Consider the following 18,419-nt stretch of genomic DNA (forward strand, 5'->3'; position numbering starts at 1 on the left):
GCGCCCCTCGCCCCGCGCCTGCTCGGCGGCGAGCCGCGCTCAGATCCTCGCACGGTGGAGGATCTTGCTGCGCAGGTCCGGGTCGTCGTTGCTGAGTCCATCGACGAGAGCATCGGCTGGGGACTGCCCCTTGGCGACGAGCGCGCTGAGCCGTTCGAGGTGGGCGCGCTCGTCCTTGCCGTTCTTGTTCAGGCGCGCGCGACGCTCGAGGCCGCCCGACGCGATCGACAGGAGCCGCTCGGCCATCGCCGCGAGCGGCTTGCCGCGGAATGTAGCGCGGAGCGCGCGCTCGGCGATCATCGGGCGCACGGCCTCGAGCTCGTCGAACCTGAAGCTCTCCGAGAGGGCGTCGGCCTCGTCGAGCGCGCGGGCGTCGTACAGGATCCCGGTCCACAGCGCAGGGAGCGCGCAGACGAGGTTGGCCGGCAGCGAGTCCGCGCCGCGGACCTCGATCGTCCGCTTGAGCCGGACCTCCGGGAACAGCGTGTTGAGGTGCATCTCCCAGTCGGCGCGGGTGGCCCGGTGCCCCTGGAAGCCGTGCTCCAGGAAGTCGCGGAACGTCTGCCCCGTGTTCTCGATCACCTCGCCGTCGCGCTTGATGAGGAACATCGGCGCGTCCACCGCCCACGCGACGTAGTCCGAGAAGCGGCGGCCGCGCTCGAGCACGTTGCGGAGCAGCCCCTGCCGCGCGGGGTCGACGTCGAGCCAGACCTTGGCGCGGTAGCTCCGCCCGCCGAACAGCGCGCCCTCGTAGAACGGGGAGTTCGCGAAGATCGCCGTCACCAGCGGGGAGAGCCGGAGCGACACGCGGAGCGCGCGCATCGCCGACTCCTCGCTGGCGTAGTCGAAGTTCGCCTGCACCGTGGCGGTGCGGCGCATCATGTCGAGGCCGTGCGCGCCGCGCGTCGGCAGGTAGCGCCGCATGATCGCGTAGCGCGCCTTGGGCACCCAGGAGAGCTCGGCCTGCGACGCGAACGGGTGGAACCCGATGCCGAGCCAGGCGAAATTGAGCTCGGCGGAGATGTCGCGCAGCTCCGCGAGGTGCCCGCTCATCTCCAGACAGATCTGGTGGATGCTCTCGAGGGGCGCCCCGGACAGCTCGAGCTGCCCGCCCGGCTCGAGGGTCACCGAGGCGCCGTTCCGGGCGAGCGCGATCAGCGGACCGCCGGGGGTCTCGTGCTCGGGCGTCCAGCCGTGCCGCTCGACGAGCGCCTGGAGCACGGACAGGACGCTCCGCGCGCCCTCGTACGGGATGGCGGCGCCCGTCGTGGCGTCGACCCCGAACTTCTCCGCCTCGGCGCCGATCCGGTGGAGCGACTCGGGCTTCACGGCCTCGTGGAAGGGAAACAGCAGGTCGTCGAACGTCTTCAACGGTTGAGACTTCGACTCACTCGCGTGGCTTGCGTCGGCCATCATCACGTTTCCGGTTGGTTTCGTCCTCGCCTAGAGCGCGCGCCTGAGCAGGGGCGCGCGTTGCGTCGTACGGAGCATCTTCGCGAGCGCGCCGAGGTGCGCCAGCGTCGTCCCCGTCCCTCCCCCCAGCATTCGCGCGCCCGCCTCGATGAGCCGCACCGCGGACGCGGCCCAGACGTCGCAGGCCTCGGCGGGCGCCGGGCGCTCGGCCGCGTCGGCCGTAGCGGGCTCGACGCCGAGCAGCACGCCCACCTGGACCTCGTGGGCGACGCCCTCGAGGCGCCGGAGAATGCTCAGCCCGAGGTCGACCGACGGGACCTCGAAGAGCAGCGCGTCCGCGCCGCTCTCGAGCGCCCCCCGGGCGGCCTCCTCGAACCCCTCTCCGTCGGCGGTGCGCCCGGCCCCGTCGAGCTCCACGAGCGCCCACGTCGCCAGCTGCGTCGTGCTGGCGCTGACCACCGCCGCGCGGCGCGCGAGCCGCGCGACCGCGGGGGAGACGCACGCCGCCTGGACGGGATCGAAGCCGCACGCGACGAGGATCTCGCAGCCGGCGGCCGCCAGCCTGGCCGCATGGACCGCGTAATCTTCCGCAATCCGGTCGGCCATGGGCGCGGCGGCAGTGTGGCCCAGGATACCGGCCACCGCCACGCGACGCGCGGCCGCGCCCGCCGCCTCCGTGGCGAGCTCGACCGCGGTCCCGGTGAGCGCGGCGGCGCGGAACGCCATGCCGATGGGCGCCAGCGCGCGCGTCGTCGTCGCGGACGTGAGGGCCCGGACCACGTCGATCCCCAGCGCGATCTCCTGCTCGTGCAGCTCCGCGATCGTCCGAGGCGACTCGCGGAGCAGCCGGCCGAGGGCGGTGGTGGACGAGACCGAGGCCCCGCGGCCGCGGAGCGAGGCGAGCGGATCTCCGCTGATGATGAGCGGACGACCTACCGGAGGCCGAGAGGTGGAGGCCTCGAGCGCGTTCACGTCCTTCGCTGCTTTCCAGGGCTCCTCTACCACCGGTCTATAAGGGGAAACTAGCCCAAGACAGCCCCTTCGCGTCGCGAAATGGTGCGGACCAGCGGTCTGGGGCACAGCGATTCATGCAGCGGAGTCGGGGACAACCTGACGCTCGCTCGCCGGCGCTGGGCGCGACGCCTGGGCGGATCGCGGGATCGGCGCTCATGCAGGGCTCGGCTGTGCCGCGGGCCGTCATACGGCGGGGAGGCTCCGGCCTCCTACCCCGCGCCCGCGGCGCGCGACGAACTTCCGGTCGAAGAGCCGCACCCGCCGGACGAACAGGTCGAGCAGGAAGACGACCATCGCGGCGTAGATGAACCGTTGCCAGAGCTCCTCGTGGAAGGTCACCTTCTCCCCGGCCGGGTCGAAGATGGCCGCCACGCCGGTCGGATCGACCGCGCCGCCGGTCGACGTCGCGGCCTTCTCGAGGGTCGCGAGCTCGGGCTCGAAGCTCGCGTACTCGCGAGGGTACGGGTTCGAGACGTGGCCGTAGCTGACGGCGAGGGGCCGGAGCGAGCCGTCCTCGGCCTCGCGCAGGTGCTCCGCTCGCAGCAGGAAGGAGCCGTACCGATCCAGCGCGAGCGCCGTCTCGTACCGGCCCGGCGCGGTCTGACGCATGTCGACCACCCGCGTCGCCCCGCCCGGCTCGGGCCCGATGATGCTGAGGCGGGAGGTCAGGTTGTTCTCGAACCGGTCGTCCGCCCCGAACGCGTCCACGGACGCGCGCAGCTCTCCGTCCACGATCTCGGCCTTCATGTCGAGCTCGCGCCGGTGCTTCTGGCGCATGTGCTCGTGGATGAGCTGCCCCCAGAACTTCTCGAAGCCCGGCCACCGGAGCCACTCCACGGCCCAGCGCGCCTTGACGTCGCTCGTCCAGGCCAGCGTCCACCCGAGGCCGACCCGCCAGCGCGCGAGGATCGGCTCCTCGGTGTCGCTCGTGAGCAGCTCCTGGGCGGGCGGCGGCTTCAGCTTGGTCGAGACGTAGCCGTGCAGGTTCGGCGCGGTGCGGACGTCGATGCCGCGGAGGAACGCCGCGTCGCCGACCTGCGTGACCGGGAACCACTCCTCGACGGCGGCCGCGCGCGCCACCATCTCGGTCTCCTTGGTGAAGATCCGCGGCAGGTTGTTCGGGTCCGGGACCGCGTGGAAGCGCCCGCCGCCCACGTCGGCGATCATCTTGAGCAGCTGCTCGTCGAGATCGTTCCCCAGCCCCACCGTGGTCACGGTGATCGACTCGGCGATCATCGCGGACACGAGGTCCCGGATGCCGCCCGTGGACGCCTTGCCGTCGGTGAGGAGGATGACGTGCTTCTTGCGCGCCTGCGTCACGGTCATGTCCTGGTAGGCGGCGTCGAGCGCGGCGAAGATCTCGGTCCCGCCGCCCGGCTGGATGCGCGCGATCTCGCCGGCGATGCGCGAGCGGTTGCGCGCGGGCTGCATCTTCACGTACCGGGTCGGCGCCGAGTCGAACGCGATGACCTCGATCAGGTCGTCCGACGACAGGACCCCCGCGGTCGCCTTCGCCGCGGCCTTGGCCATCTCGAGGGGCAGCCCGGTCATCGACCCCGATCGATCCATGACGAGCGCCATCGCGACGCTCGGCATGTCCTTCTTCCGCTCGTTGTCCATCCGCACCGGCAGGATCCGCTCGATGGTGGTGCGGTACCAGCCGCCGAGGCCGTACCCCGACTCGCCGCCGGCGAAGAGGAACCCCCCGCCGAGATCGCGCACGTAGCTCTCGATGATCTCCTGCCCCTGCAGGCTGAGCGCTTCCTTCGGGGTGTCGGACACGATCAGGAAGTCGTAGCGCTCCATCTCCTTGAGGGAGCCGGGGAAGCCGGCCGGCGGCCTGACGTCGACGTCGAGCTGCTGCGCGGTGAGCGCGCTCGAGAGCGGGCCGGCGTGCTGCGGCGTCCCCTCGATGTAGAGCACCGACGGGCGCCCGGGCACGTCGATGGTGGTCGCGTACCGGTTGTTCTCCTTGAACTTGTCGTCCGCGATCTGATCGAGCTCGAGCGCGTAGGTCACCTGCCCCGCGATGCGCACGACGCTCTTGAACACGACGTCGTTCGGCCCCGCCTTGAGCTCGAGATCCCGGATGCCCTCGAGGCCGTTCAGCGCCTCCCCCTGGAACAGCCGCGCGCGGGCCTTGGTGGCGCGGCTCGCGTAGATGTCGGCGTGGATCTCGAACGTCTCGCCGACCTTGACCCGGTCCGGCATCCTGAGCTCGCGCACCGCGACCTCGGGCGGCGCGGGTCGCCGGTACGGGATGGAGAACAGCCGCACCCCGAAGTCGCGCGCCCGGTTGGCCTCGGCGAGGAGGTCGCCGTCTGTCTGGACGCCGTCCGACATCAGCACGGCGCGCTTCAGGTAGCCGGGCGGGTACAGCCCGTAGGCGAGCTGGAGCGCGGCCTGGAGGTTCGAGCCCGCGCCGAGGTCGCCGCGCTGCCCTTTCTCGTCGAGGTGGCGGCCGATGGCCGGCGCGCGCCGCTCCGCGTCGCCGCCGGCCGCCTCGCCGGCGGCGCGCTCGACGAGCCGCGGCCGCCGCGCGAACGTGATCACCTTGATGACGCCGTCCTCCGGCTTCTCGGCGAACGCCTTGTCGAGCGCCGCGCGCGCGTCGTCGAGCGACTCGTCGGTGACGGACTCCGAGACATCGATGAGGTAGATGGTGGCGACCTTCTCCGTGGTCGCCGTCCTCGCGAGCCGCGACAGCCCGAGCGCGATCAGCGCGACGAAGGCGATCCGCAGCAGCACGGACAGCACGCGCTGCGGCAGAGGAAGATCGGCGAGCGAGCCCGCGAGGACGCCGACGAACCAGGGCGCGAGCAAGAGCGCGCCGAGCATCTTCGGGTTGAGGAGCTCGTACTTCACCCCCTCGCGCACCCACGTGAGCGTCGGATCCGGATGCAGCAGGACGTACTTCCGGTACGCCCAGAACAGGATCCCACCGAGGGCGGCGCAGGTGATGGCCCACGCGACGACGCGGAACTTGCGGCCAGTGAACGCGCTCACACCGTCACCCTCCTGTGGTACGTGAACCACTCGATCGCGGTCACGAGGAGCACCGCCGCGAGCAGGTAGACCCAGAGCTCGCGGCGAACGCCGATCTTGAACTCGCCCACGGCGCCCGCGCCGCGCCCGTCGACCTTGAGCTCGGCGGCGGGGGCGATCGCGCTCTCCTCGGGCGCGGAGAGGTTCGCGGCGAACATGCTCACCTCCTCCGCGCCGGGGGCGCCGACGCGCAGCGTGTAGAAGCCGGCGTGCTGCCCGAGGAACACGGCGCGCCCGTCCTGGATCGGGACCGCCCGCTTCGTCCCGTCGGGCAGCTCCAGGCTGGCCGACTCCGCGGACGAGGACGCCGGGATGTGCCAGACGGCGCCCGTGCGGAACGAGGAGATGTAGCTCGTGTCCTCCTCGACGAAGTTGTTGATCGCGTTGAGCAGGAAGAGCGGCCAGGCGATGCGGAGGGGGAAATCGCTCTCGCGGACGTCGAAGCCGAGCGCGACGAACTTCACGCCGCCGCGCCGCCCCTCGATGAGCAGCGGGCCCCTGTGGCTCCGGCCGACGACCCTGTCCTCCTTGTTGCCCTTCAGCACGTGGGCGCGCGCGATGTTCACGTCGCTGAGCGCCGTGTAGCGCAGGAGCGGGTGCTTCGCGTCGAGCTCGTCGAAGCCCAGGCCGTAGTTCGGATCGTCGTCGAGGATCTCCTTGCTCACCTCGAACGGGAGGTTGGTCCCGGTCGGGTTCAGGTAGAGCAGGCTCCCGCTGCCCGGCGCGACGGTCGGCGCCACGCCGTCGAAGATGGTCACGTCGAACGAGGACGCCGCCGGGTAGCGCTGCGGCTCGACGAACGTCACGTCGAGGTACTCGTCGAGGAGCAGCGCCGCCTCGAGGAACATGTTCCCCGCGGAGACGACCTGGATGCGCGCGCGGCGCCGCTCGGGGAGCAGCGCGTAGGCGCGGTCGTCCGCCGGGAGATCGTCCGAGCCGCCGTCGGCCAGCGCGAGCTTCGCCTCGAGCGTCTTCGACGCGCCGGAGAGGTTCGGGTAGAAGCGGGGCAGCTTCTCCTTGGGCTTGAGCCGGAGGCGCGTCAGGTCCGTGAGCTGGCCGTCGCCGAGCAGCGACAGCTCGAGGTCGAGCGGCTCGTCGCTCGTGTTCGTGACCTCGAGCATCACCTCGTAGCGGCTCTTGTCGAGCGGGTAGCGCCGCACCGAGAACTCGGTGATGGCGGCGTTCCGCGCCCCCTTGCCGACGGGCAGGAACGACAGCTTGACGTCGCCGAGGCGCACCGGCCCGCCGGCGTCGGCCGGCTCGCCCAGCGCGCCGTCGCTCACGACGATGACCTCCGGCGACGGGAGCCCGCTCAGGGTGTCGCCGGCGAAGCGGAGCGCGCGCGCGAAGTCGGCGGTGGCGTCGGTCGGCTTCACCGCCGCGAGGGCGGCCTCCAGGTCGGAGATCTCGCCGGTGAGCGTGGACAGCGGCGTGACGGCCGCGTCCATCTGGGCCAGCAGCATGCGGTCGCTGCCGGACAGGCCGCGGACCATCTTCCTGACCTCTTCCTTCGCGAGCTCGAGGCGCGACGGCGCGACGTCGACGGCCTGCATGCTCGCGCTCGCGTCGATGAGGACGACGATGTTGCGCCCCTCGACGAGGTTCGCTTGCGGGCGGGGATCCCCGAGCGCGAGCAGGAGCAGCGCGAGGAGCGCGAGCTGCAAGAGCAGCGAGAGCAGCCGCTTCAGCTGCGAGAACAGGCTCGTCGCCTCTTTGTCCCGGAGGACGCGCTCCCAGATCTTCGAGAACGGGACCGCGACCGGCCGCCGGCGCAGCTTGAGGATGTAGAAGACGACGACCACCGCCCCGGCGAGGGCGCCTATCTGGAGCAGGGTCGCGAGCGGGACGCCGGTGAAGTGCAGCATCGCTACCGGAGGAAGCCGCCTCTGCGGAACACGCGCAGGATCAGCTCGTCGAAGGGGACGGACACGTCGGCGCGGAAGTAGCTCACCTGCCGCGACGTGCAGAACCGGCGGATCTCGTCGAGGTACTTCTCGTACGCCTCGGCGTAGCGGTCGAGCACCTTCGCGGTCACCGTGACCTCGCGCTCGTCGCCGGTCTCGCAGTCGTAGACGCGCACGTCGCCGCGCAGCGCGGGCCGGGCCTCGCTCGGGTCGACGATGTGGAGCACGAACGGCTCGAACCGGTTGTACCGGAGCACGTTGATGCCGCGCTCGAAGCCCACCGGATCGTAGAGATCGCTGAGGATCACGGCGAGCCCGCGCCGCTTGTGCTGCGCCACGAACGTCTTCATCGCCTCGCCGAGGTCGGTCGCGCCGTCGGCCCGCGCCTGCCCGAGGAAGCGGAAGATCCTGAAGATGCGCGCCTTGCCGCGGGTCGACTGCATGCGCCCGCTGATCTCGTCGGTCGCGGTGACGATCGCGATCCGATCGAGGTTGGCGAGCCCGACGTACGCGAGGGCCGCGCAGAGGCGCTTCGCGTGCCTGAGCTTCGCGCCGTCGCCGAACGCCATCGACGCCGAGGTGTCGAGGATGAAGTAGATCGAGAGGTCTTCCTCCTCCTCGTAGAGCCGGATGAGGAGCCGGTCGAAGCGCTGGTACGCGGCCCAGTCGAGGTACCGGAAGTCGTCGCCCGGGGCGTAGTCGCGGTGGTCGGCGAACTCGACGCCGGAGCCGGTCTTCTTGGTCCGCCGCTCCGCGCGCATCGCGCCCGAGAAGACGCGGCGGCTCACCATCGCGAGGTAGTCGAGCTTGCGCTGGAACTCGTCGTCGAAGAGATCCTCGTCGGAGGCGCCGGCGGAGACCGCGGAGAGCCGCCGCAGCGGCGCGGCGGCCCGCTTGAACGCGTCGAAGAGCCCCATGCTACCTTCGGCGGCGCCTCATTTGCTCTCCGGCAAGCGCTTCAGGATGGCCTGCAGCACCTCGTCGGTCTTCACGCCCTCGGCCTCCCCCTCGAAGTTGAGGAGCACGCGGTGCCGCAGCGCGGGCAGCGCGCACGCGCGCACGTCGTCGACCGACGCCGCGAACCGCCCCTCGAACAGCGCCCTGATCTTCGCGGCGAGCAGGAGCGCCTGCGCCCCTCGCGGCGACGCGCCGAACTTCACGAACCGCTTCACCTCGTCGAGGGTGTCGCCCTCGGTGGGGTGGGTGGCCTGGAGGAGCCGCACCGCGTAGTCCTGCACGTGCTTGGCCACGGGCACCTCGCGGACGAGCCGCTGCATGGCGATGATCCGCGCTTTGTCGAGGACGGGCCGCGCCGCCAGCGCGTCGGTGCCGGTGGTCCGCTCCAGGATCGCGTTCAGCTCGTCGCGGCTCGGGAACGGCACGTGCAGCTTGAAGAAGAACCGATCGAGCTGCGCCTCGGGCAGCGGGTACGTCCCCTCGCTCTCGAGGGGGTTCTGCGTCGCCAGGACGAAGAACGGCTCCTCCAGCGTGTAGCTCTGCCGCGAGACCGTGACCCGGTGCTCCTGCATGGCCTCGAGGAGCGCGCTCTGCGTCTTCGGCGTCGCCCGGTTGATCTCGTCGGCGAGGACGATGTTCGCGAAGATCGGCCCCTTGCGGAACGAGAACGACCGCTGCCCGCCCGCGCTCTCGTCGATGACCGTGGTGCCGATGATGTCGGCGGGCATCATGTCGGGCGTGAACTGGATGCGCGAGAACTGGAGGTCGAGCGCCTCGGCCATGGTGCGGACGAGCATCGTCTTGCCGAGCCCCGGCACGCCCTCGAGCAGCGCGTGCGAGCCCGCGAGCATGCACGTGAGCACGCCGTCGACCACGTCGCGGTTGCCGACGATGACCTTCCCCACCTCCTCGCGCAGCTCTCCGATGCTCGCGCGGAACTCGTCCACCTCGGCCCGCGCTGCTTCCTTCGTCTTCTCGGCCATAGCTTCCTGCTTCGCGCCCGCTGCCGCGGAGCGCCTGTAGAGGCGCGGTCGCGCTCGAGCCGATGGCTCGACTCACTCGCGCGGCCTGATGAGCTGGAAATACCGGTTCACGTAGAACCGGTATCCATCAGGGATCTGATCCTTGTTGATCTGCTGCTCTGCGACCGTGTGGTAGTCCGTGAAGACCTTCTTGTAGCCGGTCCCCTTGAAGCCCCGCTCGGCGGCGCTGAGGATCACCTCGCTGTTCGAGGGCCCCTGCTGGGTGTCGAGCCCCTGCGCCTGGACGTCCTGGGTCCCCATCTTCGGGTCGGTGCGCTTGCCCGCGACCTCGCCGCCGCGGCCGGAGCCGGCGCCGTCGCCTCCGGGCTGGTTGCCGCCGCCCTGGTTGCCCTTGCCGCTCCCCTGCCCCTCTTGCCCCTGCCCCTGTCCGCCGGGCATCAGGATCTTCTTCCCGCCGGGCCCGATCACCAGCTCCTGCCCCTGGCCTTGCCCGCCCTTGCCCTGGCCCTGGCCCTGGCCCTGCTGGCCGTCCTGCCCTTCCTGCTCGCCGTCGCCCTGCCCCTGCTGGCCCTGGCCCTGCTGCTCCTCGCCGCTGCCCTGGTTGCCGCGCGCGCGCTTGCCGAAGCGGAGCATCCTCGCCATCCGCTGCTTGCCCCCCTGCCCTTGCTGGCGCACGAGCTCCCGGAGCTCCTCGAGGCGCTGGCGCAGCTCTTCCTTCTCCTGCTCGGACATCTCCTCCTGCTGCATCCGGTTGATGTCCTCGGCGGCCTGCTCGAGATCGTCCGCGGACATCCCAAGGTCGCGCATCAGATCCTCGGCGGCCTTGGCGAGCTCGCGGTCGAGCCGGTCGAGCTGGCGCCCGGTCCGCTCCTTCTGCTCGGCCTCGCGGTCGAGCCGCTCCAGCTCGCGCTCCTTCTTCTTGAGGAGCCGCTCCTCTTCGGACTTCCGCTGCTCGTTCGCGGAGGCCTTCTGCTTCTGCTTGAGCAGCTGCTCGCGCACCTCGGCCCGCTTCTCGTTGATCGCGGCGAGGGCCTCCTTGCGGCGCGAGGCTGCCTCGGTGAGCGCCTTGCGCAGCCGCTCGATCTCGGCCTTGTCGAGCTTCTGCTTCTTGTCGCGGAGCTTCTCGGCGAGCTGCTTCAGCTCCTTCTTCGCCTGCTCGAGATCCTTCTTCTCGAGGGACTCCCCCACGCCCTTCGCCAGGTCGCTCCTCTTGAGGTCGAGCCCGGTCTCCTTCAGCGCCTCCTCGAGCGCCTTCAGGTCGGCCTCGGCGCCCTTGAGGAGCTCGCGCTCGAGCGCCTCCATGCGGCGGAACGCCTCGGTCCGATCGAGGCGCTTGTTGGCGATGTCCTCGATGAGCTGGTTGAACCGCTCGACCGCGGACTTCATCTCCGGGCTCTGATCCTGCCGGTCGAGCGCCTTGGCCGCGTCCTTGAAGAGCTCGATGTCGTCGGGCGACATCGCGAGCGCGTCGATCGTCTGCGCGACGGGCGCCTGCTTCCGCGGGGTGCGCACCTCGAGCAGCGCCACCGCGAGCACGCCGAGGCCCACCGCGGCCGAGGCCCAGAGCTCGCGCGGGAACGCGAGCGGCGCGGCGCCGGCGGGGCGCAGCCTGGCCGCGTGCTCGCAGGCGTCGTCGATCGCCGCCTCCATCAGGGCGGTCCGCTGCGCCGCGGGCAGCGCGTCGAAGGCGAGGGCGTTGGTCAGCCGGTCGTGGAGGCCGTGGTGCCGGTCGAGGGCGACCGTACCGGCGCGGGGGGGCAGGCGGCGCAGCATCGCCAGCGCGACGGTGGCCAGCACGAGCAGCCCCGCGCCGAGCAGGAGCTGCCGGGCGCGCGGCTCGCTCAGGTGCGCCGGGAGCGCCTTGTGGACGGCGAGCGTCCCGGCTGCGATCGCCAGCGCGAGGGTCAGCGCGGTCGGCAGCGCGCGCAGCGCGCGCCCGACCCGGAGCCGCAGCTCGACCGCGCGCGCGGCGCTGCGGATACGGTCCAGATGCTTCGTGCGAGAGTCGCTCACGGTGCCCAGCGCTCCGGGCGCCCCCCGCGGGGCCCCTCGAAGAGGAAACGTCGCAGCATTGTACCTGCTGATGGGTCGGGCGCCCGAAAGTTCCTGGGAGGCTGCGCGCGACGCGTGAGGGCATGACGCGCGGCGAACCCCGATCATTCCCGCGCGGGCCAGCCTCGGCGCTCAGCGACCGCCGGCATCGATCGCGCTTCCGGGAGCGCGTGAGGGCGCTCCCTCCGGGTTACGACCGGATGGATCCCCGGCGCCGCTGCGCCAGCAGACGAGCACGAGCGCTCGACGGATTCGGTGGAAACGACCTGACCGGGCCCGCGCACGGCGCGGGCGTCCCGGCCAGGTTACCTCGCCGCCTTCTTCTTGGGCGCCGCCTTGCTGGCGGCCGCCTTCTTCGTCGCGGCCGGCTTCTTCGCCGCGGCTTTCTTGGGCGCCGCTTGCTTCGCGGCGGGCTTCTTCGCCGCGGCGGTCTTCTTCGCCGCCGGCTTCGCGGCCGCCTTCTTCGCCGCCGGCTTCGCCGCGGTCTTCTTCGCCGCCGGCTTCTTCGCCGCGGCGGTCTTCTTCGCAGCGGGCTTCTTCGCCGCGGCGGTCTTCTTCGCAGCGGGCTTCGCGGCCGCCTTCTTCGCCGCCGGCTTCGCCGCGGTCTTCTTCGCGGCCGCCCTGCCCGTCGCGGCGCCGTTCGCCGCGGGCCTCTTCGCCCCCGTCGCGCGCTCTCCGGACGGCTGCTCCTCCTCGCGCTCTTCACCCGCTGCGCTCGGCTGGCCCTTGCTGCCGTTCGCGTCGGGCAGCGGCTTCGCGTAGCGCGCGAGCGTCTCGCGCACCCGCGCGTCGAGGTCGGCGAAATCGAACGGCTTGTTCAGCCAGGCGTCGGCGGCGAAGAGCGGCGACGTCATCTCGTTCAGGTTCTCGCCGATCCCGGTGAGCATGATGACGCCGGTGCTCGCGAACGGCCGGCCGTCGGACGTGTCGCTCTTCAGCCGCTTGCAGATCTCCCAGCCGCTCATGCCGGGCATCATCACGTCGAGGATCACGAGGTCCGGCTGGTGCTCGCGCGCGAGCTCCCAGGCGGCATCGCCCTCGGAGGCCTCGATCACGGAGAAGCCAAGGTTCCTCAGGTGGCGCGCAACGAGGCTCAACATCGCCGGTTCGTCTTCGGCCACCAGCACACGGGGCGGCGTCATGCTCGCGGAAGGCATCGTGGATGCGGATGAGAGTACGTGCGCGCGAACCGGTCAAGAGAGAACGAGCCCATGGGGACGCGACGCGCGCTCGGAGCCGCCCTCCCGCGGCGACCCCGAGCGCCGGCGAGACCGAGATCACGCCGCTCGCGCGAGGGCGATCTTTTCCGTCTGTCCCGCCGCGTAGAAGCGCCGCAGCGCGGCGAGCAGCTCGGCGTACCGGCCCCGGCGAGCAAACTCGGCCTCCAGCCGGCCCACGAACCGCGCCGCCAGGTCGTTCGCGATCCGGTAGCGATCCCCGGCCTCGGTGCCCGGCGGATCCATGAAGGTGACGCGCTCGAACAGGTGGGCGCGGATCCGCGCGGCGCGCTCGGGCTCGAAGCGCGCTGGCCCCGGCGGCGCGGCCTCGTGGCGGCGCCGGAGCGGCGGGCCCGGGAGCTCGACCTCCTCGGCCAGGCCGCCGTGGACGAGCAGCACGTACTTGTCCACCTCGGCCTGGAGCTCGAGCTCGAGCTGGGTCGCCGGGAGCTCCCTGCGCGCCCGCTCGGCCACATAGAGGAAGTGGCTCACCCCCTCGACGATCTGGCAGATCTCGTCGAACGTCCCCTCCCGCCCGCGCGAGATCGCGCGGGCGGGCAGGTGCAGCGCCACCTCGATGTCCCCGTCCGCGTGTCGGATCAGCAGCGCCTCGCGCGCGCCGCCGTCCGTCGGCCGGATGAAATCGTCGACGGCGGGGGCGTCGTCGAGCGCGTAGGTGCGCGCGAGGTGCTGCTGGATCCGGGCCGGGAAGGTCGCGCCCCGCATCAGTTGAGCCCGCCCGTGCCCCGGCTCGGCACGAGCCCGCGCGCCCCGAGCTCGTCGGCGAGCCGGCTGGAGCCGGTGCGGACCCAGCGCTCGTACAGCCGGAGCACCGAGCGCTCATCGCGAGCGCCGGACGCGAGCGTGCCGTCGGCCACATCGTTCAAGACGCTCACGAAGCGCTCGAACTTCTCGGCCATCTCCGCGAGGACGTCGGGGCCCTGGCCGCCGCGCGCGTTGAGGCGCAGCATCGCGGCGGCGTGGTGGTAGGCTGTCGACCCGACCCCGACCACGTAGCGTCGATCGATGCCCTTGAGCTCGATGTGGCCGCCGAAGAAGCCGACCACGTAGAGGACGCCGTCGCCGAGGTTGCGCAGCCGCCGGAAGCGCTCGGCGCCGGAGGCCTCCAGGGCGTCGCGCAGGAGAAAGGTCAGGGGCTGGTTGAAGGTGGACTCGGCGTGCTCGTCCGGGTGAGCGAAGGCACAAAGCAGACCGACCAGGTAACTCGACGCCGCCTCGGTCACGGCGACGTTCCGAACTCGGAGCGCCTCGTCCACAACCTCCTGGAAGTAGCGGGTCATGCTCGGGGACACAGAGATCGCTTGGCTCACGGGGGCACCTCACTTGCGCGGGCACCCTGGATACCGACGTAACCCGGGCCACCACGCGCTCAGGTCAACCAGACACGTCCTGTCGGCCTCCCTCGGGCAGGAGACCGTGAGGGCGTCGCGTCACGGTGCAGCCGCATTTCCGCCCTCATACGCTCACTTTAGCCGAGGGACCGCGCCAAGCCCAGCCGCACGCCCCGCACCTTCCCCTGCAATCTCCAGGACTTACAGCCACCCGGGCGCCTGGCTGCCAGCGCGCGAAATGCCGGGCTGACCCGCGCTTGACACCCTGGAGGGGGTGGCTATCTTCGGCGCGCTCGCTAGCACTCCCCCGAGGTGAGTGCTAGCAAAGTGCCCAGACTGCAATCGTATGGGACCTTGCGGCTGCTCAGGCAGGCCGTCTGGGTCCTGCCGTCTCGTGGGACGCGGCCGCTCGTCCCCGGAGGATTCGCAAAGATGAAGATTCGACCGCTCCAGGACCGCGTGATCGTTCAGCGCGTGAAGGAAGAAGAGAAGACCAAGGGGGGTCTCTACATCCCGGACACCGCGAAGGAGAAGCCGATCGAGGGCACGGTCATCGCCGTCGGCAACGGCAAGGTCGGCGAGGACGGTACCGTGCGGAAGCTCGACGTCAAGGAGGGCGATCGCGTCCTCTTCGGCAAGTACTCGGGCACCGAGGTGAAGATCGACGGCGAGGAGCACCTCATCCTCCGCGAGGACGACATCCTCGGCGTGATCGAGAAGTGACGCGGGCGATAGCAGGAACTTAGGAGAGACACCATGGCAGCCAAAGAAATCATCTACAACGAGTCCGCCCGCAGCATGATCCTCGCGGGCGTCAACGCCCTCGCCGACGCGGTCAAGGTCACGCTCGGCCCGAAGGGGCGCAACGTCGTCATCGAGAAGAGCTTCGGCTCGCCGACGGTCACCAAGGACGGCGTGACGGTCGCCAAGGAGATCGAGCTCGAGAACCGCTTCGAGAACATGGGCGCCCAGATGGTCCGCGAGGTCGCCTCGAAGACGAGCGACATCGCCGGCGACGGGACGACCACGGCCACGGTGCTCGCCCAGGCGATCTACCGCGAGGGCTCCAAGCTCGTCGCGGCCGGCCACAACCCGATGGAGATCAAGCGCGGCATCGACAAGGCCGTCGAGGCGATCGTCGGGCACCTCCACAGCTCGGCCAAGCAGACCAAGGACGCGAAGGAGATCGCGCAGGTCGGCACGATCAGCGCGAACGGCGACGAGACGATCGGCAAGCTCCTCGCCGACGCCATGGAGAAGGTCGGCAAGGAGGGCGTGATCACGGTCGAGGAGGCCAAGAGCGCCGACACGACGCTCGACGTGGTCGAGGGCATGCAGTTCGACCGCGGCTACCTCTCGCCGTACTTCGTCACCGACCCCGAGGCGATGAAGGCGAACCTCGAGGACTGCTACATCCTCATCTCGGAGAAGAAGATCTCCAACATGAAGGACCTGCTCCCCGTGCTCGAGGCGATCGCCAAGAGCCAGAAGCAGCTCCTCATCATCGCCGAGGACGTCGAGGGCGAGGCGCTCGCGACCCTCGTCGTGAACAAGCTCCGCGGCACGCTGCACTGCGCGGCCGTGAAGGCGCCTGGCTTCGGCGATCGCCGCAAGGAGATGCTGAAGGACATCGCCGTCCTGACGGACGGCCAGGTGATCGCGGAGGAGCTCGGCCTCAAGCTCGAGAACGTCACGATCAGCGATCTCGGCCGTGCCAAGACGGTCATCATCGACAAGGACAACACCACGATCGTCGGCGGCCAGGGCAAGAAGGACAAGATCAAGGCCCGGCAGCAGGAGATCCGCGCCCAGATCGAGAACACGACGAGCGACTACGACCGCGAAAAGCTCCAGGAGCGGCTCGCGAAGCTCGTGGGCGGCGTCGCGGTGGTCAAGGTCGGCGCTGCGACCGAGACCGAGATGAAGGAGAAGAAGGCCCGCGTCGAGGACGCGCTCCACGCGACCCGCGCGGCCGTCGAGGAGGGCATCGTCCCGGGCGGCGGCGTGGCGCTCATCCGCGCGCAGACCTCGCTCGAGAAGATCCAGGTCAACGACGAGCAGCGGTTCGGCGTGAACATCATCCGCCGCGCCATCGAGGAGCCCCTCCGCCAGATCTCCGCCAACGCCGGCGAGGAGGGCTCGATCGTCGTGCAGAAGGTGCGCGAGGGCAAGGACTCGTTCGGCTACAACGCGGCGTCGGGCGACTACGGCAACCTGCTCGAGATGGGCGTCATCGATCCGGTCAAGGTCGTCCGGTCGGCGCTCCAGAACGCGGCCAGCGTCGCCAGCCTGATGCTCACCACCGAGGCGCTCATCGCCGAGCGGCCGAAGGAGGAGAAGGCGGCGGCCGGCGGCGCCCACGCGGGCCACGGCCACGACTTCTGATCGCGGCGCGGGCAGCTAAGCCCGTCGGGTGAGGGCCGGCTTCCTCCTGGGGAAGTCGGCCCTTCTCCATTTCGACTTCCGGCAGGCCGCGACGCGTGATCTGATCCGCGCAGGTTCGCGATGAGCACCCTGACTACCGAGCGCCTTGAGCTGACCCCGGTCTCGCTGCCCCTGCTCGAGGCGGTCATCCGCGGAGATCGCCTCGAGGCCGAGGCGATCTCCGGCGCGCGCTTCCCCGACGCCTGGCCCGGGCGCGCGCTCGTCGAGCGCGCCTTCAGCTCGCCGCTCGACCGGCTGCGCGACGACCCGGAGGCCTTCCTGTGGGGCACGCGGCTGATGGTGACGCGCGGGCAGGAGGAGCGCGTCGTCGTGGGCAGCGTGGTGCTGAACGGCCGGCCCGACGAGACCGGCACCGTGGAGATCGGCTACGGCGTCGAGGGGAGGTCCCAGGGCCAGGGCTACGCGACCGAGGGGTCGCGCGCCGTCCTGCACTGGACGCTGCAGCAGGCGAGCGTGCGGCGCGTGATCGCCACCACGCCGGCCTGGCACCGCGCGTCGCTCCGGGTGATCGAGAAGCTCGGGATGCGCGCTGCCGGGACGCTCGACCACGCCCTCCTGGGCGAGCTGCTCGTCTTCGAGCGCTCCCGCGAGTAGCGGCCCCTCGCGCGCGGCGGGCCCGCGGAAGCGCGCCTCAGCCCCCGGCGCGGCCGACGCCGCCGCGCGGGTCGCGGCGCCGAGCCCACTCGCACATCGTCATGCCGGCGGCGATCGCCACCGGGTACGAGTGGTTGATCCCGTACATGGGGATCGCGACCACGTCCTCGCACGCGTCGAGCAGCGCCGGCGGCAGCCCGTCGTCCTCGCTGCCGAAGAGGAAGACGAGCCCGCGCGGAAACGGCGCCTCCCAGAGGGTCTGCCGCGCGTGGTCGCGCTCGACGCCGATGAGGGGACGGCCGCGCGCCGCCTCGAGGAAGGTCGCCTCGTCGGGGCACTCGACGATGGTCTCGTACTTCTGCATGCCCATCGAGGCGCGCTCGTAATAGGGCTCGGTCCCGATCAGGAAGATCTCGCGCACCAGGAAGGAGTGCGCGACGCGGATGATGGCGCCGATGTTGAACGGGTTCTTCGCGCGGCAGACGGCGATCGAGAAGTCGTTCCGCAGGGGGGCGAGCTCCTCGCGGATCTCCTGGGTGGTGAGCCCGAACGGCGGGATCTTCACGGCGCGCTGGCTTCCTTACTCGGCGGCAGCGAAGCGGTCGAACAGCGGATAGATGGGGCCCTCGTGGAGCCTGAGCTGCTCGGTGGCGCCCGTCGCGTGCTTGACCAGGAGCACGAGCCCGGCGCGCGGCGCGGCGTCGAACGCGCCCCGGATGGCGGCGACGGACAGCCGTCGCACGGGCCGCCCCGCGATCTCGAGCACCTCGTCGCCCTTGCGGAGCCCGGCGCGCTCGGCGGGCCCGCCCTCGACGGTCCGCGAGATGAACGCGGCGCCCGAGTGCAGCTCGTACCAGAAGCCGAGGCCGAGCTTGGCGTGGGCCGGCTCGAACGCCAGCGTGAGCCAGCCGCCCCCGTCGAGCTCGACCTCGATCTCCCCGGCGGCGCGCTGCGTGTCGGTCGGGCGGCCGATGTCGCGCACCCCGATCGGCTTGTCGACGAGGGCGTCCGACTCCCAGACCTCCACGCGGAGCCGATCCTCGGGCGAGACGTGGAAGTTTCCGCTCGGGCCGTCGGGCCACGTCGGGTCGACGGTGTCCTCCTGCACCTTGGTCCGAAAGATCTCCTCGCCGTTGACCAGGACGCGGGCATACGGGTCGGGGAGGCCTCCCGCCTCGGGATCCCAGGCTCGGCCGTCCCGCGTGCGCTCCGGGATCCTCGCCCGGACGACCCGGAGCCACCGGACGTCCTCAGGCGGGGGCGGGTGCAGCTCCTGCTCTGGCGGGGGCTCGCGGAGCCGGGTCGCGAGCTCCGGATAGAGGAACGAGCAGCCCCCCGCGGCGAGCAGGACGCCCCCTGCGGCGAGCAGCTTGCCCCCCGCGGCGAGCAGCTTGGACAACGCAGGCATGCAGAGCGCGCGAGGCTTTCGGAAGGCCACGATGG

General features: G+C 71.1%; 15 protein-coding genes. 3 read left to right on the forward strand and 12 right to left on the reverse strand.

Features of this window, described 5'->3' with window-relative positions; translation table 11 throughout:
* Positions 1-39: 39 nt before the first annotated feature.
* From WMF33_RS34990 to WMF33_RS35035, 10 genes are all read right to left on the reverse strand, one after another.
* Positions 40-1,371 (reverse strand): glutamate--cysteine ligase, encoded by a 1,332-nt coding sequence (locus WMF33_RS34990; RefSeq protein ID WP_437332689.1) that lies wholly within the window; start codon positions 1,369-1,371, stop codon positions 40-42.
* A 72-nt stretch (positions 1,372-1,443) separates the two neighbouring features.
* Positions 1,444-2,385 (reverse strand): homocysteine S-methyltransferase family protein, encoded by a 942-nt coding sequence (locus WMF33_RS34995; protein ID WP_437332690.1) that lies wholly within the window; start codon positions 2,383-2,385, stop codon positions 1,444-1,446.
* A 225-nt stretch (positions 2,386-2,610) separates the two neighbouring features.
* Entirely contained in the window at positions 2,611-5,433 is a 2,823-nt protein-coding gene (locus tag WMF33_RS35000; RefSeq protein ID WP_437332691.1) for a VWA domain-containing protein, read from the reverse strand.
* Positions 5,430-7,337 carry a vWA domain-containing protein gene (locus WMF33_RS35005; RefSeq protein ID WP_437332692.1) on the reverse strand — a complete coding sequence of 636 codons (1,908 nt, stop codon included), beginning with the start codon at positions 7,335-7,337 and terminating at the stop codon, positions 5,430-5,432. Before WMF33_RS35005 ends, WMF33_RS35000 begins: the two co-directional genes overlap by 4 nt.
* A 2-nt stretch (positions 7,338-7,339) precedes the next feature.
* The gene (locus WMF33_RS35010) at positions 7,340-8,293 is read right to left on the reverse strand and encodes a DUF58 domain-containing protein (RefSeq protein WP_437332693.1); all 954 of its coding nucleotides are present in this window, start codon (positions 8,291-8,293) and stop codon (positions 7,340-7,342) included.
* Between the two features lie 18 nt (positions 8,294-8,311).
* Positions 8,312-9,316 carry an AAA family ATPase gene (locus WMF33_RS35015; protein ID WP_437332694.1) on the reverse strand — a complete coding sequence of 335 codons (1,005 nt, stop codon included), beginning with the start codon at positions 9,314-9,316 and terminating at the stop codon, positions 8,312-8,314.
* 72 nt (positions 9,317-9,388) lie between these two features.
* Positions 9,389-11,329: a hypothetical protein gene (locus tag WMF33_RS35020; RefSeq protein WP_437332695.1), complete on the reverse strand. Its 1,941-nt coding sequence runs from the start codon at positions 11,327-11,329 to the stop codon at positions 9,389-9,391.
* Between the two features lie 344 nt (positions 11,330-11,673).
* A complete protein-coding gene (locus WMF33_RS35025) occupies positions 11,674-12,525 on the reverse strand; it encodes a response regulator transcription factor (protein ID WP_437332696.1) in 852 nt (283 codons plus the stop codon).
* 120 nt (positions 12,526-12,645) lie between these two features.
* Positions 12,646-13,311 (reverse strand): hypothetical protein, encoded by a 666-nt coding sequence (locus WMF33_RS35030; RefSeq protein ID WP_437332697.1) that lies wholly within the window; start codon positions 13,309-13,311, stop codon positions 12,646-12,648.
* Entirely contained in the window at positions 13,311-13,916 is a 606-nt protein-coding gene (locus WMF33_RS35035; RefSeq protein ID WP_437332698.1) for a hypothetical protein, read from the reverse strand. The genes WMF33_RS35030 and WMF33_RS35035 overlap by 1 nt, the downstream gene beginning before the upstream one ends.
* 453 nt (positions 13,917-14,369) lie before the next feature.
* Here WMF33_RS35035 and groES point away from each other — a divergent pair, with 453 nt between their 5' ends.
* The 3 genes from groES (at position 14,370) to WMF33_RS35050 (ending at position 16,976) form a co-directional block, all read left to right on the forward strand.
* A complete protein-coding gene (gene groES / locus WMF33_RS35040; protein ID WP_020738934.1) occupies positions 14,370-14,660 on the forward strand; it encodes a co-chaperone GroES in 291 nt (96 codons plus the stop codon).
* A 33-nt stretch (positions 14,661-14,693) separates the two neighbouring features.
* A complete protein-coding gene (groL, locus tag WMF33_RS35045; protein WP_437332699.1) occupies positions 14,694-16,322 on the forward strand; it encodes a chaperonin GroEL in 1,629 nt (542 codons plus the stop codon).
* Between the two features lie 120 nt (positions 16,323-16,442).
* The gene (locus WMF33_RS35050) at positions 16,443-16,976 is read left to right on the forward strand and encodes a GNAT family N-acetyltransferase (protein WP_020738936.1); all 534 of its coding nucleotides are present in this window, start codon (positions 16,443-16,445) and stop codon (positions 16,974-16,976) included.
* A 37-nt stretch (positions 16,977-17,013) separates the two neighbouring features.
* On the opposite strand, the gene WMF33_RS35055 is transcribed toward WMF33_RS35050, so the two are convergent.
* The gene (locus WMF33_RS35055) at positions 17,014-17,541 is read right to left on the reverse strand and encodes a TrmH family RNA methyltransferase (protein WP_437332700.1); all 528 of its coding nucleotides are present in this window, start codon (positions 17,539-17,541) and stop codon (positions 17,014-17,016) included.
* 15 nt (positions 17,542-17,556) lie between these two features.
* On the reverse strand, positions 17,557-18,384 hold the full coding sequence (locus WMF33_RS35060; RefSeq protein WP_437332701.1) for a PDZ domain-containing protein: 828 nt from the start codon (positions 18,382-18,384) through the stop codon (positions 17,557-17,559).
* Positions 18,385-18,419: the final 35 nt, after the last annotated feature.

This window comes from Sorangium sp. So ce394 (assembly GCF_051474665.1).
Classification (GTDB): Bacteria; Myxococcota_A; Polyangia; order Polyangiales; family Polyangiaceae; genus Sorangium; species Sorangium cellulosum_D.

Coding starts and splice junctions, on each gene's coding strand:
- WMF33_RS35015 (WP_437332694.1), bottom strand. CDS start 9,316: ATGGCCGAGAAGACGAAGGAAGCAGCGCGGGCCGAGGTGGACGAGTTC.
- WMF33_RS35060 (WP_437332701.1), bottom strand. CDS start 18,384: ATGCCTGCGTTGTCCAAGCTGCTCGCCGCGGGGGGCAAGCTGCTCGCC.
- WMF33_RS35010 (WP_437332693.1), bottom strand. CDS start 8,293: ATGGGGCTCTTCGACGCGTTCAAGCGGGCCGCCGCGCCGCTGCGGCGG.
- WMF33_RS35005 (WP_437332692.1), bottom strand. CDS start 7,337: ATGCTGCACTTCACCGGCGTCCCGCTCGCGACCCTGCTCCAGATAGGC.
- groES (WP_020738934.1), top strand. CDS start 14,370: ATGAAGATTCGACCGCTCCAGGACCGCGTGATCGTTCAGCGCGTGAAG.
- groL (WP_437332699.1), top strand. CDS start 14,694: ATGGCAGCCAAAGAAATCATCTACAACGAGTCCGCCCGCAGCATGATC.
- WMF33_RS35025 (WP_437332696.1), bottom strand. CDS start 12,525: ATGCCTTCCGCGAGCATGACGCCGCCCCGTGTGCTGGTGGCCGAAGAC.
- WMF33_RS35050 (WP_020738936.1), top strand. CDS start 16,443: ATGAGCACCCTGACTACCGAGCGCCTTGAGCTGACCCCGGTCTCGCTG.
- WMF33_RS35030 (WP_437332697.1), bottom strand. CDS start 13,311: ATGCGGGGCGCGACCTTCCCGGCCCGGATCCAGCAGCACCTCGCGCGC.